Consider the following 16,068-nt stretch of genomic DNA (forward strand, 5'->3'; position numbering starts at 1 on the left):
ACCGAGGAGGGTCAATCAAACAACACGTGATTGCTATTGCAAGAATTTAAGTAACTACTGGGTAAGTCCATGGTGGTTTTCCACAAGCCCCGGCGGGGCTGACAGTCGAATGATAACACTGCCCGGTTGCTCAGTTGTGACAAAAACAAACACAAAACAAGTGTTTGCATGATTTTCCTGAGCAGAATTATCTCTCAGCAGTTGCGACGCAGATGACCTCAAGCAAGACACGTCTGATGTGCATTAATCGATCGTCTCTCGACAATCGGTTAACCATCGAGGACGACAATAATGATAAGACTAGGCTACTACTGCGCTTTACACGCCCTTATTTTCATACCCACTCTTGGTGCTGCCACAGAAGTTATGCGCTGCAAAGACGCTAACGGCCACATCACCTACACCTTGCAAGGCTGCATCCCCGGACAAAGCTTAGAGTTGCAAAACGCCCACAACCCTCCTCCCGGCAGCATCCCCCCATCCCTAAAACCAATGCCAGAAAGCACCAGTAATGGGCAGCGGCGCACCCCAATCATCAACGTGATAGGCTCAAAAGAGCCACCCTGTGAAAGCACCCTCAGCGCGGAGGAGAAACGCCGAGCCATCATCCGCAAACAAATACGCCAGGGTATGACTAAAGCAGAGGTGGAAAGCAGCCTAGGCAGGCCTAACAGAATCATTGAGAGCAACGGACAATCTCGTTACCTGTACCAACCAGCAACAAAACGCAGCAGGAACGGCGAGCGCAGCATCAGCGTCAGTTTTGACGAGTACGGGTGCACCAAAGGCGCGAGCCCAAAGAGACAGAGGGGAAAAAGTGGACAATAAAAAAGGGCCTGAATTTCTGCAGGCCCTTTCTAACTCGCATCACTGCAAGCCTTGTATGGCGGACTCAGGAGGATTCGAACCTCCGACCGCTCGGTTCGTAGCCGAGTACTCTATCCAGCTGAGCTATGAGTCCGTTGGCGCTTTTAGACCAGATCACCACTGGTTGAAACAAGATGGTTTGCAGTAGCAAGCCATTCAATATGGCGGACTCAGGAGGATTCGAACCTCCGACCGCTCGGTTCGTAGCCGAGTACTCTATCCAGCTGAGCTATGAGTCCGTTGGCACTTTTAGACCAGATTACCGCTGGTTGAAACAAAATGGCTTGCCTTAGCAAGCCATTCGATGTGGCGGACTCAGGAGGATTCGAACCTCCGACCGCTCGGTTCGTAGCCGAGTACTCTATCCAGCTGAGCTATGAGTCCACATCTGATGCGTATTGCAGATTTCCTATTTCAGCCAATACCGTAGGGCTTAACTGAAGTCAGCGTCTGCAACACTGAATAATGGCGGAGAAGGGGGGATTCGAACCCCCGACACCCTTTTGAGGTGTACTCCCTTAGCAGGGGAGCGCCTTCGGCCACTCGGCCACCTCTCCGCAACACGGGGCGCATAATAACCATCTTTTCCCCGTTTGCAAAGCTGAATTTTAAAAAAATTCAATAAAATTAGAGGTTTGGTTCGTCATCCTTTTCTTTCTGGATGCGCTGGTAGATTTCTTCACGGTGAACCGCTACTTCTTTAGGGGCATTTACGCCAATACGCACCTGGTTACCCTTAACGCCCAGCACAGTTACAGTGACTTCGTCACCGACCATCAGGGTCTCTCCGACCCGACGAGTCAGAATCAGCATTCCATTCTCCTTACGGATATCAGTTCATACAGTCTGCAAAATTAAGATAGAAACTTAACCTTAACAGACTGAGCTATTCGGTTAATTTTGACCAGTAGAACTGGCAATAAAGCACCAAATCATACCGCCCAAAAGACAAAAGGCGCGAATACACGCGCCTTTTGGGATTACTCGCCCTGAGTTGCAGGTGCGTCCAGCTCAAAGGCTGTGTGCAAGGCACGAACAGCAAGCTCCAAGTACTTCTCTTCGATCACCACGGAAACCTTGATTTCCGAAGTCGAGATCATCTGGATATTGATGTTTTCCTTGGCCAACGCTTCGAACATACGACTTGCCACACCGGCGTGCGAACGCATGCCAACGCCAACGATGGAAACCTTGGCAATTTTGGTATCACCCGCCACTTCACGAGCACCCAGCTCACGAGCGGTATTTTCCAATACCTCCAGCGCTGCGTTGTAGTCATTGCGGTGCACAGTGAAAGTAAAGTCTGTGGTGTTATCGTTGGCAACGTTCTGCACGATCATATCCACTTCAATATTCGCGGCACTGATCGGGCCAAGAATTTTGAATGCCACGCCCGGGATGTCCGGTACGCCACGGATAGTCAGCTTGGCTTCGTCGCGGTTGAAGGCGATGCCGGAGATAATCGGCTGTTCCATGGATTCCTCTTCATCAAGGGTAATGAGGGTGCCTGGCCCCTCTTTGAAGCTGTGCAGTACGCGCAGCGGAACGTTGTACTTACCGGCGAACTCCACCGAGCGAATCTGCAGCACCTTTGAACCAAGGCTGGCCATTTCCAGCATTTCTTCAAAGGTGATTTTTTCCAGACGCTGAGCTTGTGGAACAACGCGCGGGTCAGTGGTGTAAACACCATCAACATCCGTGTAAATCTGGCACTCATCCGCCTTCAGGGCTGCAGCCAGTGCCACGCCTGTTGTATCGGAACCACCACGACCCAGCGTGGTGATGTTGCCGTTCTCATCAACACCCTGAAAACCAGCTACGACTACGACACGACCTGCACTCAGGTCGGCACGCAGTTTCTGATCATCAATGTGCAGAATTCGCGCCTTATTAAAGGAGCTGTCCGTCAGGATGCGAACTTGCGCACCTGTATAGGAAACTGCCGGGACGCCGATCTTGGTCAGCGCCATGGACAACAGGGCAATGGTGACCTGCTCTCCAGTGGAAACCATCACGTCGAGCTCACGCGGTACCGGCTGACCATCACTGACCTGTTTGGCCAGATCGATCAGGCGATTGGTTTCACCGCTCATGGCGGAAACCACAACCACAATGTCGTCGCCGTTTTCGCGGAATTTTTTCACTTTTTCGGCCACTTGCTGAATGCGCTCAACAGTGCCGACAGAAGTGCCGCCGAATTTTTGTACGATCAAAGCCATTTCAAAGCTGCCTCAGCCCGTGAAGGGCGCCCATTAAACATACAACTACAGCCAAGGCTCATAGGGCGTGCATCGAGCCTTGGCACCTGCTGTTAAGACGACCTTTACAGGCCCTGCTCAACGAACCCTTTAACCAACTCCAGGGCACCGTCCAGTGCCGCTGCGTCAGTACCACCACCTTGCGCCATATCCGGGCGGCCACCGCCCTTCCCGCCTACAGCCGCAGCCGCCTGCTTCATCAGGTCACCGGCTTTGAGCTTGCTGGTCAGGTCCTGGGTTACACCGGCAACCAGCACGACTTTTTCGTCCTGAATACCACCAAGCAGAATCACTGCGCTGCCCAGTTTGTTCTTCAACTGGTCAACCATTGCCAGCAGTGCTTTGCCATCAAGGCCGTCCAGACGTGCACTCAATACCTTGGCACCCTTGATCTCGACAGCAGAGCCAGCCAGATCGTTACCTGCTGCGCTGGCAGCTTTGGCTTTCAGTTGCTCCAGCTCTTTTTCCAGCTGGCGGTTGCGTTCAAGCACAGCACCCAGCTTATCCAGCAGGTTGTCGCGGTTACCTTTTACCAGCGTTGCGGCTTCCTTGAGCTGCTCTTCAGCGGAATTCAGATAATTCAGAGCCGCGGCACCGGTGACCGCCTCAATACGGCGAACACCCGCAGCCACACCGCCTTCGCTGATAATTTTGAACAGGCCGATATCACCAGTGCGCTTAACGTGAGTACCGCCACACAGTTCAACCGAGAAATCCCCGCCCATGCTCAGTACGCGAACCTGATCGCCATACTTCTCGCCGAAAAGCGCCATGGCGCCCTTGGCCTTAGCGGTTTCGATATCAGTTTCAAGGGTCTCGACATCGCTATTGGCACGAACCTCACGGTTAACGATATCTTCCAGGGCTTTGATCTGCTCAGCGGTTACAGCCTCAAAATGACTGAAGTCGAAACGCAGACGCTGGCTGTTAACCAATGAGCCCTTCTGGGTCACGTGCTCACCCAACACCTGACGCAGTGCAGCGTGCAGCAGGTGAGTGGCGGAGTGGTTCAGGGCCGTTGCTTGACGAACAGACGCGTCAGCTTCAGCCTTAACTGAAGTCCCCACGCTCAAACCGCCTTTAACCGCTACGCCATGATGCAGGAAAGCACCGCCGACTTTGGTGGTGTCACGCACATCAAAGCGAACACCGGCGCTTTCCAGGTAGCCGCAATCCCCAACCTGACCACCAGACTCGGCGTAGAACGGAGTCTGATCCAGCACCACAACACCCTCTTCGCCTTCACTCAGGCTATCTACAGCTGCACCATCTTTAAACAGAGCGATAATTTTGCCGCTGCCACTGGTGCCGGTGTAGCCCAGGAAGTTGGTGTCGCTGTCTACTTTAACCAGCGAGTTGTAATCCATACCGAAGGAGCTGGCGGAACGGGCACGCTCACGCTGAGCCTGCATTTCACGCTCAAAGCCTTCTTCATCCAGGGTCAGCTCACGCTCACGGGCGATATCACCGGTGAGGTCCATCGGGAAACCGTAAGTGTCGTACAGCTTGAAGATCACGTCGCCCGGAATCACGCTACCTTTCAGCTCAGCCAGATCCTGTTCAAGAATCTTCAGGCCCTGCTCCAGGGTCTTGGCGAACTGCTCTTCTTCAGTTTTCAGGACGCGCTCAATATGAGCTTGCTGCTGCTTGAGCTCAGGGAACGCTTCGCCCATTTCCGCGACCAGTGCGGCCACGATCTGATAGAAGAAGCTGCCTTTAGCGCCCAACTTATTACCGTGGCGGCAAGCACGACGAATGATACGGCGCAGCACATAGCCACGGCCTTCATTGGAAGGCGTTACGCCATCAGCGATCAGGAAGCTGCAAGAACGGATGTGGTCAGCCACCACTTTCAGCGAAGCTTGCCCTTCGTTTGCACAACCGATTGCTTTAGCGGCTGCGGTCAGCAGGTTCTGGAACAGGTCGATCTCGTAGTTCGAGTTAACGTGTTGCAGCACAGCACTGATGCGCTCCAGCCCCATGCCGGTGTCCACGCTCGGCGCAGGCAGCGGGTGCAGAACGCCGTCAGCAGTGCGATTGAACTGCATGAATACGTTGTTCCAGATTTCGATGTAACGGTCACCGTCTTCTTCCGGTGAGCCGGGTGGGCCGCCCCAGATGTGGTCGCCGTGGTCGAAGAAAATCTCGGTGCACGGGCCGCACGGGCCGGTATCGCCCATCGCCCAGAAGTTATCCGAAGCGTAAGGGGCACCTTTGTTGTCGCCGATGCGGATCATGCGCTCAGCCGGAACGCCAATTTCTTTGTTCCAGATGTCGTAGGCTTCGTCATCAGTGGCGTAAACCGTCACCCAGAGCTTTTCTTTGGGCAGGTTCAGCCATTTGTCGCCGGTTAGGAATTCCCAGGCGTAATGAATGGCATCACGCTTGAAATAGTCCCCGAAGCTGAAGTTACCCAGCATTTCGAAGAAAGTGTGGTGACGCGCCGTGTAGCCGACGTTTTCCAGGTCGTTGTGCTTACCGCCTGCGCGGACACATTTCTGGCTGGTGGTCGCACGGGTGTATGCGCGCTTTTCCAAGCCGAGGAAACAGTCCTTGAACTGGTTCATCCCCGCATTGGTAAACAGCAACGTCGGGTCATTACCCGGAATCAGGGAGCTTGAAGCGACACGGGTGTGTCCCTTCTGTTCAAAGAAGCTGAGGAAGGCTTCACGGATTTCAGCGCTTTTCATAGGAATCTTCCAAAAACCTGCGGCCACGACAAAGCCGGCAAAGGGCCGCATTATATCGGGCCTGCGCGACGGGGCTAGTGCCTTTATTGATAGAGAGCGGCTATATGCCGCTCAAAAGAAATCAATATTATCGAAATGCAGCGAATGCGGCGATAACTTGCTCAACGTCTTCAGCGGAAATATCCAGGTGAGTGACCATACGCAGACGTGGTGCCGCACTCAGAGTAATCCCCCGCTGCGCGCAGAATGCCTTCAGTTCGGCGGCACGCTGCGCAATGTTTACATAGACCATATTGGTCTGTACGGGCTCAACTTCGTAGCCCAACTCCGCCAACCCCTGCCCTAGCCGTAGAGCGTTTGCATGATCATCGGCAAGGCGTTCAACTTGATTTTCCAGGGCATACAGACCGGCTGCGGCCAGCAAACCCGCTTGGCGCATACCGCCGCCGACCATTTTGCGCATACGCCGCGCCCGACTAATGACCTCTTCGCTGCCACATAGCACCGAGCCGACCGGCGCCCCCAAGCCTTTGGACAGGCAGACGGATACCGAATCGAAATATTGGGCAATTTCTCTGGCGTGTACACCCTGCTTAACTGCTGCGTTATAAAGTCGCGCCCCGTCCAGGTGCAACGCCAGGCCACGTCGCTGAGTCAACTCACGAGCAGCTTGCAAGTAGGACAATGGCAACACCTTGCCTTGCATGGTGTTTTCCAATGCCAGTAAGCGGGTGCGGGCGAAGTGGAAGTCATCTTGCTTAATAGCGGCTTCAACTTTAGCCAGATCAAGTGAGCCGTCGGCCTCGCCGTCAATCGGCTGCGGCTGAACAGACCCAAGCACAGCCGCACCACCCCCTTCATATTTATAGGTGTGAGCCTGCTGGCCAACGATGTATTCATCACCGCGACCACAGTGAGCCATTATCCCCAGCAAGTTGCTCATGGTGCCCGTCGGTACAAACAGCGCACGATCAAAGCCCAGTTCGGCCGCCAGATACTGCTCCAGACGATTGACAGTAGGGTCTTCACCATACACATCATCGCCAAGTTCGGCAGCCTGCATGGCTTCACGCATACCAGCAGTGGGTTGGGTAACGGTATCGCTGCGCAGATCAATAACAGACATTCCAGTTGTCCTCAGGGTAAGCGGATAGCTGATCCTAAAGGCCCCCAACTGCTCTAACAAGCAACTTATGCTTGCGCAAACGTACTACCCGATGAGAACACTGCCAGGGGCAGCAGGCGTAATGAGTAACCCCGCACGCAAACCATTTCTGACCTTGGGATTGGGAAAAATGATGCGTGCACCCTGCTCCTCAACAACCCAACGCGTACCTGCAATGTCTTCAGCCAGTAGGTAACCCTCGGGCAGCTCGCTGAAGTTCTCAACGTCCGCAGGCAGGTGCATCTTGAAGTCATCCGTGTGCTTGATCACTTCCCGGGCGACCGTAAACAATTGCAGCGCTGGCCGCTCAGCGGTCTCAACCGCACGCCCTTCAATAAGCGCCTGAAGCTGTTGTTCGAGTAAGTCCAGATTCACCTGCTGGTTCTGCCCGAACGGACGTGCCTTGCCCAACTCCAAAGTAAAAGACTCGGCGCCAAGCTTGGCGTAGGTGTAGGCGCTGAACGTTACAGAACCTTTGTTATAAAGCAGCACGGCATCAATTCCAGCAGCGCGCAAGCGCTCCAGCTCTACGTGGCTGCGGGGGCGATCAGGCTGATAGGGATACAGCGCAAACTGCTCAATCTTGGAGCCACGAATGGCGGTGTGCAGGTCGTAATGCAAGCGGATACGGCCGGGCTGGCTAAAAAAACTTGCCGATACATGCTCAAGATCGCTGGCGCGGATAGCTTCCGGACCAGCATGAAGGTCATGTTGGCCGTCGAACAGACGGTTGATGTCATGCTCTACGTAACGCTCCCCCCGACGCATGGCTTCAGGGTTGCCAAATAGGAACAGCACCCTGGCATGGGGCTTGAGCCGGCTACTGGCTATGTCCTGAAGTAAACGGTCCAGCAGCTCAATGGGGGCCGTTTCATTGCCATGGATACCTGCGGATAACAACAGATCCAGCCCTGAATCCGTTACAGCAGGAGGGGTCACTTCCAGCGCCCCCTCCATCAGCCAACGCAAACGCGTGCCCTCGGGGGTCAGTTGAATCTTCGCTGCAGGCTCATGGCCTGCCAGTGTCAGCTCAAGCAATCTTCCAAGGGCTAGCATACGCGTGACCTCAGTCGTGGTTGCAGTCCGGGCCGTGGACGTGATCGTCTTCATCACCCAGCCCCGCCGGTTCCATCTCCAGCTCCAGGCTGACCAAATTGGTCGCCAGCGGACGCAGCAGCAGGTTAGCGTATTCGCTAGCCCCCTCTTCCACATCCACGCCGATCATCAGTTGGTTGTTACCCACTTGCTGAATCCAGATTTCCTGACCTTGCCAGATCACGGCAAAGCGGGTGCAAGAGGTCTCCAGCTGGGTGCCGTCGGTGTCTTCAAGGATCAGTTGCAGGGCGTCAGACATTAATAAGTACTCAATTAAACAAGTTGGAAGGGATAAACCGAGCCCAGTTTAAGGATCTGCGTCAGTTCATCCAATGCAGTGCGGCATTCCGTCAACAGTTGAGGATCAGCCAAATCAGCCTCACTCAAGCGGTCGCGGTAATGCTTTTCGACCCATGCACTAAGCGTAGCGTGTAGTGCCGGTGTCAGAATTACTCCCTGATTAACAGCAGCCAGCTCCGATTCCCTGAGCGCAACACGCAAACGCAAGCAGGCAGGACCGCCACCGTTTTGCATGCTCTGTTTTAGATCGAACACCTGTACATCAGCAATTGGGCCTTGTGGGCCGACCTGCTGTTGAAGGTAGTTCCAGACATTCGTATTTTGCCGACACTCTTGCGGCACGATCAGTAAGTGTTTGCCGTCCGGACGCAACAATAATTGGCTGTTGAACAGATAGGACTTAACAGCATCGTCAACGCTGACCGCATCCCGCGGTACACAAAGCGCTTTGAAGTGACCTCCTGTACGCCCCAGTTTGGCGCTCAGTTCAGCCAGCACCTGCTCCGTATGAAGGAAGGCGTCCTGATGGTAGAACAACAGCTCGGCGTTCCCCACGGCGATCACATCGTTATGGAACACGCCCTGATCAATCACGGCAGGTGACTGCTGAGCGTAGACCACATTGTCATCGTGTAAGCCGTGCAGACGGGCGACGGCCTGTGATGCCTCCAGCGTTTGCCGGGCGGGATAACGCTGCGGCGCGGGCAGACGCGCATCAAAAGCACTGCGGCCATATACAAAGAACTCCACACCCGGTTCGCCATAGCTTTTGCAAAAGCGTGTGTGGTTAGCTGCACCTTCATCACCAAACTGACTGACTGCTGCCAGCGCCGGGTGATGGGCAAAATGCTGCTCATCATTAAACATCGATTGAAGAATGCGACTGGTGGTGGGGTGTTCGATGCTGCGGTGAAACTTACAGTTCAGGTTCGCCGCCGTGAAATGCACCCGACCGTCTGCAGTATCTGCGCCCGGGCTTACCGTACAGGCATTAGCCGTCCACATGCTGGAAGCCGAGCAGGTGGCGACCAGAAGCGGCATTGCCTCTTTGGCAGCCTTGGCGATCACTTGCGCATCGCTGCCGGTGAAGCCGAGATTGCGCAACGCAGCCACATCAGGACGTTCTTGAGGGGCAAACACACCCTGCTTAAAGCCCATATCCATAAGGGCCTTCATCTTCGCCAACCCCTGCTGAGCCGCTTGGCGCGGGCTGGAGCAAGCTTGACTGTTATTCTGTGAGGCAACGTTACCGTAGGACAACCCGCCATAGTTATGGGTTGGCCCGACCAGTCCGTCGAAATTCACCTCATATGCACTGCTCACAAGCTCACTCCTGGCGTCAGGTTCGCGGGCAGCGTCAAGCTTTCGGCCTCAAGTGAGGCGACGGGGTAAGCACAATAGTCAGCGGCGTAATACGCACTCGGGCGATGATTACCCGACGCACCGATCCCCCCAAACGGCGCGCTACTGGCTGCGCCAGTGAGCTGCTTGTTCCAATTGACGATACCGGCACGGCTGCTCAGCCAGAATTGCTCATAGCGCTCCCGTGAGTCAGATAACAAACCGGCGGCCAGACCAAAACGAGTATTGTTGGCTTCGTCTATGGCCTCGGCAAAATCACGGTAGCGGTATACCTGTAGCAGCGGACCGAAGAACTCTTCATCCAGCCGATCTTCCACACAGGTAACGTCAATAATCCCCGGTGTCAGCAAAGCAGAGCCGGCCAATGGCTGCGTCATCTGCAAGAGTGGTGTTGCGCCACGCGCCAACAGCTGCTGCTGAGCTTTAAGCAAATGCTGGGCGGCATCCAAGGAAATAACCGAGCCCATAAAGGGTGCAGGCTCAGCATCATAGTTGCCGACCTTAAGGCTCGCGGAAACCTCCACCAAGCGCATCAATAACCGGTCGCCCCACTCGCCTTGCGGTACCAGTAAACGCCGGGCACAGGTGCAGCGCTGGCCGGCTGAAATAAAGGCAGACTGAATAATGCAGTACACCGCCGCATTCAGATCAGCCACCTCATCGACCAGCAGAGGGTTATTGCCGCCCATTTCCAAGGCCAAAATTTTGCCTGGACGCCCTGCAAACTGGCTGTGCAGCTGGTTGCCGGTGTGGCTTGAGCCTGTGAAATAAAGGCCATCAATACCGTCGTGTGCGGCCAGATCAATACCGGTCTGCCTTGAGCCCTGCAGCAAATTGAGAACACCAGCCGGCAACCCCGCCTCGATCCAGCACAGCACAGTCAGCTCTGCCACTTTCGGAGTCTGCTCGCTGGGTTTGAATACCACGGTATTGCCCGCCAGCAGTGCCGGAACAATGTGACCATTAGGCAAATGGCCAGGAAAATTGTACGGTCCGAACACTGCCACCACCCCATGGGGTTTGTGGCGCAACACAGCCGTCGCGTCCCCCAGAGGGCCACTCTTTTCACCCGTGCGCTCACGGTAGCCCTGCACCGAGATCGCCACTTTGTTAATCATGCTGGTGACTTCAGTATTGGCCTCCCACAGGGGTTTCCCCGTTTCCTCACCAATGCACTGAGCAAGTTCACCGGCTCGCTGTTGCAAGCTCGCCGCAAAAGCCTCAAGCACTGCAATACGCGATTCCAGAGAGCGCATCGCCCAACCAGGAAAAGTCGCACGGGCCGCTTGAACAGCCGCATCAACTTGCTCTGCTGATGCAGCGCGACCACTCCAGATACAGGCTTGGTTGACGGGATTGAGCGAACTTAGCTCCTCACCATCCCCCTGATGCCAGCCGCCCGCAATAAAATGCGTACTCATGCGTTATCACTCCAAGCAAATATTGCCCAGTCCCATCCGGGCGAATGCAACTCCACGCGACGCGTTACAGCTGCATAGATAGGTTCAGTCCCGTGCCGACAAGGTAACTGCGCGAACCTCATCGCCCGCTGCCAGCTGCAAGCGCTCTGCAGTTTTCGCATCCACCCGCAGCGTCCCCTCGACAATCCGCGCTGCAGCGGCCGTAATCCGGCACGCGGTACGCTGGCGGTTGTGAATCAAGAACGACTCGGCATCCGCGCCGGGTTCGCCAATGCTCAGGGGCAACACCTGGCTTTCATGCACGGCGCGGATTTTTCCAGTGGGCGCCTCAATAGCAGGCCCGGCATCGAAAATGTCGACATAGCCCTGATAGCTGAAGCCTTCTGCCTTGAGCATAGCCAGCGCAGGCTCGGTGTCAGGGTGAACGCGTCCAATCACCTCTCGGGCAGACTCGGACAGAAAGCAGGTGTACAAGGGGAACTTAGGCATCAGCTCAGCAATAAAGGCCTTGTTACCGACTCCAGTTAAATAATCCGCCTGGCTAAACTCCATTTTGAAGAAGTGCCGTCCCAGGCACTCCCAGAATGGCGACAACCCCTGCTCATCCGAAACACCGCGCATTTCAGCAATCACCTTGTCTCCGAACAGCTCAGGAAACTCGGCAATAAACAGAAAGCGCGCTTTGGACAGCAAACGCCCGTTCAGGCCGCTGCGGTGATCGGCATGCAGGAACAGTGAGCACAGCTCAGAGTTGCCAGTAAGGTCATTGGCCAAAAACAACGTGGGAATCTGGCGGTGAATGTTCAACTCTTGGGAAGCACTGACGGTCAGACCAACCCGGTAGTTGTACCAGGGTTCACGCAGCCCAACGGCCCCCACCACTGCGGAGATACCGATCACAGCCCCCGTGTCATCCTCCAGCACGAACAGATAATCCGCGTCCGCTCGGGATACATCAGCAGTGAAGGCCTTCTCTGCCAGGGCCACCCGGTGAGCCAAACGCTCCTCGTTGGCCGGCAACGTGGTCAGCCCAGCACCGGTGCTGCGTGCCAGTTGGAACAGGGATGGAAGATCGGTATTGCGAACAGGCCGGACAATCATGGGACGCTCCTTAAACCGCAACCAGGCGTACACTGGTGCCTTCACCTACGCCCAGCACTTCTGCAGCCTCTGCGCTCAGCACAACCGGTCGGCCCGGCACCCAGTCCAGCTCAGCGACAATGGCCCGAAAGTCCTGTAACTGGCCATTGCACACCAGATACGAACGTCCGCCCTTTTCCGGCTCACCGATACGCACCGGCACCACTCGGCTTTGAGCGATAGAACGAATACTTGAAGTTCGCGCATGCAGGGTCGGGCCACCATCGAAAATGTCGATGTAGTGGTCAGTCTCAAAGCCTTCGCGCATGAGTATGTCAAAGCTAACCTGAGCCCGTTCATGCACCTGCCCCATGGCCTCCTGCGCTTCATCCGGCAGCAGCGGCACGTAAATCGGGTAATGCGGCATCAACTCGGCTAGGAAGGTACGGCTTTTCAGGCCACACAAACGCTCAGCCTCGGCGTAATTCATATCAAAGAAATTGCGCCCGACTGCATCCCAAAACGGCGAGTCACCGGCGTCATCGCTGTAGCCGACGATCTCCACCACCACCGCATCAGCAAATCGCTCCGGGTGACAGGCGACAAAGAGCAGACGGCCGCGTGAGTTCAGCTCTGCCCACGGGGTATTGGCCAAGGAGCGGTCGACATGAAAGCTGACCAGCAGACTGTTTCCAGTCAGGTCATGGCACAGAGACAGAACGTGAATCTTGTTGTGAATCTTAAGCTCACGAGAATTATGAACGAATGTCTCATTCCGGAAGCTGTAGAACGGCTCGGAGTATCCGGCCGACGCGACAATGCCCGAGCAGCCGAGCAATTGACCTGTCTCGCTGTCTTCGAGCACGAAGAAGTAGCTTTCTTCACCATTAAAGCTGACTTCAGCGGCAAAGGATGCCTCTGCGGCGGCAATCTTCTCGCCCAAGCGGCCCGCGTCATCCGGTAGCGAGGTCACGCCCACCGGGCTTTCTGCGGCAAGACGCTGCACTTGCGCAAGGTCGGCCATTTGCGCCGGTCGCATCACCAGCATGGTGTCACTCCTAAATTGAGAAACCGTAAACAAGAAACCCTGAACATCCAAAGCTCCCGCGCAGGCTCATCCCATCCAAGAGTGAGCACAATCCAACCGGGCAGCGCAGTTAACGCTGCCCGGTTGACGGTCAAACGCGAGTCAGTTTCGCCACGGAGCGCTCGAAACGCTCCAGGCCTTCTTCGATATCTGCTTCACTCACCACCAGGCTCGGAGCAAAACGCACCACATCCGGTCCTGCTTGCAGCACCATCAGGCCCTCTGCTACAGCAGCATCCAGAACCTCTTTGGCTTTACCTTTCCAGGCATCGGACAGCACCGCACCAATCAGCAGACCGAGACCACGCACACCACTGAACAGGCCGTACTGCTCGCCAATCTGCTGCAGGCGGGCTTTGAAAATCTGATGACGGGCTTTGACGCCGTCGAGAACAGCCGGGGTGTTGACGATATCAATCACGGCTTCGCCCACTGCGCAGGCCAGCGCATTACCGCCATAGGTCGTACCGTGGGTACCGACTGCCAGATGTTTGGCAAACTCGTCGCGGGTCAGCATCGCTGCAATCGGGAAACCACCGCCCAGGCTCTTGGCACTGGACAGCACATCCGGCGTTACGCCGTAGTGCATATAGGCAAACAGCTCGCCACAACGGCCCATGCCAGACTGCACCTCATCGAACACCAGCAGCGCGTTGTGCTTATCACACAGCTCGCGGGCAGCTTGCAGATACGCCAGGTCCGCCGGCAGCACACCGCCCTCGCCTTGCACGGGCTCCAGCACAATGGCGCAGGTTTTGTCGGAAACAGCGGCTTTCAGCGCTTCAATATCGTTGTACGGCACATGGGTGATGCCCTGAATTTTCGGGCCGAAACCATCGGAATACTTCGGCTGGCCACCCACGTTAACAGTGAACAGCGTGCGGCCGTGGAAGCTGTTAGTAGCCGCAATGATTTCGTACTTATCTTCACCAAACTTATCAAAGGCAACACGGCGCGCCAGTTTGAATGCAGCCTCGTTGGCCTCTGCGCCGGAGTTGCAGAAGAACACGCGGTCAGCAAACGTGGCGTCCACCAACTTCTTCGCCAAACGCAGTGCTGGCTCATTGGTGTATACATTGGACACGTGCCAGAGCTTACCGGCCTGCTCGGTCAACGCCTGGACCAGCGCAGGATGCGCATGCCCCAACACATTCACGGCGATACCACCGGCAAAGTCGATCAGCTCGCGACCGCTCTGATCCCAGACTCGCGAACCCTCGCCGCGTACTGGAATAAAAGCTGCGGGTGCATAGTTAGGCACCATCACCTGGTCGAAATCGGTGCGTTGCACCGCGTCGTGCTGAACGGACATTACAGTTCTCCTGAAAAGGAACACCTACCTGAGGGTGCAGGTGGTATGAAGGATTGTATGGATTGAATCCGGGTGGACCTTGCCACTATGCGACAACTTCTTACAGCACACTCCCCGCACACAGCGGAACTTGCGTAAAAGCGACATAAAGCGTCGGCGCTGTGCAGTTTAAATGCAGGCTGCGTTCTTGGTGCAGTTATCTGACGGGGAAATGAAGATTTTTTATGCGCCCACCGAGGCGTGCGGTTCAGTAACAGGCGTCGCCAACCCAAGAAACTCACTCAGCCGCGCCTTTTGCCCCATTGCATCCTGATAACCCAACTCAATCAGCTCGTGACAATAGCCGGACTCGAACAGCAGATAGCTCAAGACACCAGCCCCACTGTCCCGAGTCGCACCCGGACCATGCAGGAACAGGCGCAGGGATCGGGGCAATTCCTGACGGTGCCGCGCAGCAATCACATCCAGCGGTTGGCTCGGTGCGATCACCAGCACCTCCACCGGCTCCAGACCCAGACCGCGCCTGCGCTTTTCAGGAGGAATCAAGCTGCCCAGATAGTTCAGACGCTCCAGCAGCTCAATATCGCTTTCCAGGCTATCGATGAAGGTACTGTTAAGCAGATGCCCTCCGATTTGCGCCAGGCTAGGCAAGCGGCCACGGCTCGGAGAGTCAGGTTCTGCGGGTGGTTCAGAGTTACTCACACCGACCACCAGTATTTTACTGGCGCCTAAGTGCAACGCAGGGCTAATCGGGGCCGCCTGCCGCACTGCGCCGTCACCAAAATATTCACGGCCGATTTTCACCGGCGGAAATATCAAAGGAATCGACGCACTGGCCAACAGATGCTCAAGCCCCAAACGCGTCGGCACCCCGACGCGGCGGTGGCGGAACCAGGGATCAATGGTGGCACGCCCCTGATAGAAGGTCATCGCCTGGGCACTTTCATAGGCAAAGGCGGTTACCGCCACGGCATGTAAGCGGCGCTGGCGCACGGCAGCGGAAATCCCACTGAAATCCAGATGCTGGCTCAACAACTCACCCAACGGCGAGCTGTCCAGCAACGCGACCGGAACCTCTTTGCCCAGACCAAGCAGACTACGCCCAATAAAGCGGCTGGCCTGACGCACCACGCCGGGCCAGTCACTGCGATACACCTGATGGGTATGAAAGCCCTGCCAAACGCCCTTAAGCCGCCGCACCGCTTCGGGAAAGTCCAGCGCACCACACGCCAGACTGACCGCATTAATGGCACCCGCCGAGGTACCCACAATCACAGGGAATGGGTTGCGTGAGTCAGGCAGCAGATCGGCTATGGCAGCCAGCACCCCGACCTGATAGGCCGCACGGGCGCCGCCGCCAGAGAGAATAAGCCCGGTTGTGGCGGGCTGAGTGACTGAAGCAGAGTCCTGCATAAACCACTCCTTGGGTTT

General features: G+C 55.9%; 12 protein-coding genes and 4 tRNA genes. All 16 read right to left on the bottom strand.

What is annotated here, in order from left to right:
* Window positions 1–884: 884 nt before the first annotated feature.
* Window positions 885–961 (bottom strand) — tRNA-Arg (locus tag WG219_15370).
* Window positions 962–1,029: 68 nt separating this feature from the next.
* A tRNA-Arg gene (locus WG219_15375) sits at window positions 1,030–1,106 on the bottom strand.
* Window positions 1,107–1,174: 68 nt separating this feature from the next.
* Window positions 1,175–1,251, bottom strand: a tRNA-Arg gene (locus WG219_15380).
* Between the two features lie 82 nt (window positions 1,252–1,333).
* A tRNA-Ser gene (locus WG219_15385) sits at window positions 1,334–1,424 on the bottom strand.
* A 70-nt stretch (window positions 1,425–1,494) separates the two neighbouring features.
* Window positions 1,495–1,680: a carbon storage regulator CsrA gene (gene csrA / locus WG219_15390; protein ID WXL24685.1), complete on the bottom strand. Its 186-nt coding sequence runs from the start codon at window positions 1,678–1,680 to the stop codon at window positions 1,495–1,497.
* A 167-nt stretch (window positions 1,681–1,847) separates the two neighbouring features.
* Window positions 1,848–3,086 (bottom strand): aspartate kinase, encoded by a 1,239-nt coding sequence (locus WG219_15395; GenBank protein WXL24686.1) that lies wholly within the window; start codon window positions 3,084–3,086, stop codon window positions 1,848–1,850.
* A gap of 104 nt (window positions 3,087–3,190) precedes the next feature.
* Entirely contained in the window at window positions 3,191–5,815 is a 2,625-nt protein-coding gene (gene alaS, locus WG219_15400) for an alanine--tRNA ligase (protein WXL24687.1), read from the bottom strand.
* A gap of 127 nt (window positions 5,816–5,942) precedes the next feature.
* Window positions 5,943–6,941 carry a low-specificity L-threonine aldolase gene (ltaE, locus tag WG219_15405; GenBank protein ID WXL24688.1) on the bottom strand — a complete coding sequence of 333 codons (999 nt, stop codon included), beginning with the start codon at window positions 6,939–6,941 and terminating at the stop codon, window positions 5,943–5,945.
* An 84-nt stretch (window positions 6,942–7,025) separates the two neighbouring features.
* Window positions 7,026–8,036, bottom strand: coding sequence for a succinylglutamate desuccinylase (gene astE, locus WG219_15410; protein WXL24689.1), 1,011 nt, complete (start codon window positions 8,034–8,036; stop codon window positions 7,026–7,028).
* Between the two features lie 10 nt (window positions 8,037–8,046).
* Window positions 8,047–8,334 (bottom strand): topoisomerase II, encoded by a 288-nt coding sequence (locus tag WG219_15415; protein ID WXL24690.1) that lies wholly within the window; start codon window positions 8,332–8,334, stop codon window positions 8,047–8,049.
* Between the two features lie 14 nt (window positions 8,335–8,348).
* The gene (gene astB, locus WG219_15420; protein ID WXL24691.1) at window positions 8,349–9,698 is read right to left on the bottom strand and encodes an N-succinylarginine dihydrolase; all 1,350 of its coding nucleotides are present in this window, start codon (window positions 9,696–9,698) and stop codon (window positions 8,349–8,351) included.
* On the bottom strand, window positions 9,695–11,158 hold the full coding sequence (astD, locus tag WG219_15425; GenBank protein WXL24692.1) for a succinylglutamate-semialdehyde dehydrogenase: 1,464 nt from the start codon (window positions 11,156–11,158) through the stop codon (window positions 9,695–9,697). The genes astB and astD overlap by 4 nt, the downstream gene beginning before the upstream one ends.
* A gap of 84 nt (window positions 11,159–11,242) precedes the next feature.
* Window positions 11,243–12,259, bottom strand: a complete 1,017-nt coding sequence (gene astA / locus WG219_15430; GenBank protein WXL24693.1) for an arginine N-succinyltransferase — start codon at window positions 12,257–12,259, stop codon at window positions 11,243–11,245.
* A 10-nt stretch (window positions 12,260–12,269) separates the two neighbouring features.
* Window positions 12,270–13,286, bottom strand: a complete 1,017-nt coding sequence (aruF, locus tag WG219_15435; GenBank protein WXL24694.1) for an arginine/ornithine succinyltransferase subunit alpha — start codon at window positions 13,284–13,286, stop codon at window positions 12,270–12,272.
* 130 nt (window positions 13,287–13,416) lie between these two features.
* Window positions 13,417–14,637 (bottom strand): aspartate aminotransferase family protein, encoded by a 1,221-nt coding sequence (locus tag WG219_15440; GenBank protein ID WXL24695.1) that lies wholly within the window; start codon window positions 14,635–14,637, stop codon window positions 13,417–13,419.
* A gap of 222 nt (window positions 14,638–14,859) precedes the next feature.
* Window positions 14,860–16,050 (bottom strand): patatin-like phospholipase family protein, encoded by a 1,191-nt coding sequence (locus WG219_15445; GenBank protein WXL24696.1) that lies wholly within the window; start codon window positions 16,048–16,050, stop codon window positions 14,860–14,862.
* Window positions 16,051–16,068 lie beyond the last annotated feature (18 nt).

The organism is Pseudomonas mendocina, from assembly GCA_037482215.1.
GTDB classification, from domain to species: Bacteria; Pseudomonadota; Gammaproteobacteria; order Pseudomonadales; family Pseudomonadaceae; genus Aquipseudomonas; species Aquipseudomonas mendocina_E.

Coding starts and splice junctions, on each gene's coding strand:
- WG219_15445 (WXL24696.1), bottom strand. CDS start 16,050: ATGCAGGACTCTGCTTCAGTCACTCAGCCCGCCACAACCGGGCTTATT.
- aruF (WXL24694.1), bottom strand. CDS start 13,286: ATGCTGGTGATGCGACCGGCGCAAATGGCCGACCTTGCGCAAGTGCAG.
- ltaE (WXL24688.1), bottom strand. CDS start 6,941: ATGTCTGTTATTGATCTGCGCAGCGATACCGTTACCCAACCCACTGCT.
- WG219_15415 (WXL24690.1), bottom strand. CDS start 8,334: ATGTCTGACGCCCTGCAACTGATCCTTGAAGACACCGACGGCACCCAG.
- alaS (WXL24687.1), bottom strand. CDS start 5,815: ATGAAAAGCGCTGAAATCCGTGAAGCCTTCCTCAGCTTCTTTGAACAG.
- csrA (WXL24685.1), bottom strand. CDS start 1,680: ATGCTGATTCTGACTCGTCGGGTCGGAGAGACCCTGATGGTCGGTGAC.
- WG219_15440 (WXL24695.1), bottom strand. CDS start 14,637: ATGTCCGTTCAGCACGACGCGGTGCAACGCACCGATTTCGACCAGGTG.
- WG219_15395 (WXL24686.1), bottom strand. CDS start 3,086: ATGGCTTTGATCGTACAAAAATTCGGCGGCACTTCTGTCGGCACTGTT.
- astA (WXL24693.1), bottom strand. CDS start 12,259: ATGATTGTCCGGCCTGTTCGCAATACCGATCTTCCATCCCTGTTCCAA.
- astE (WXL24689.1), bottom strand. CDS start 8,036: ATGCTAGCCCTTGGAAGATTGCTTGAGCTGACACTGGCAGGCCATGAG.
- astD (WXL24692.1), bottom strand. CDS start 11,158: ATGAGTACGCATTTTATTGCGGGCGGCTGGCATCAGGGGGATGGTGAG.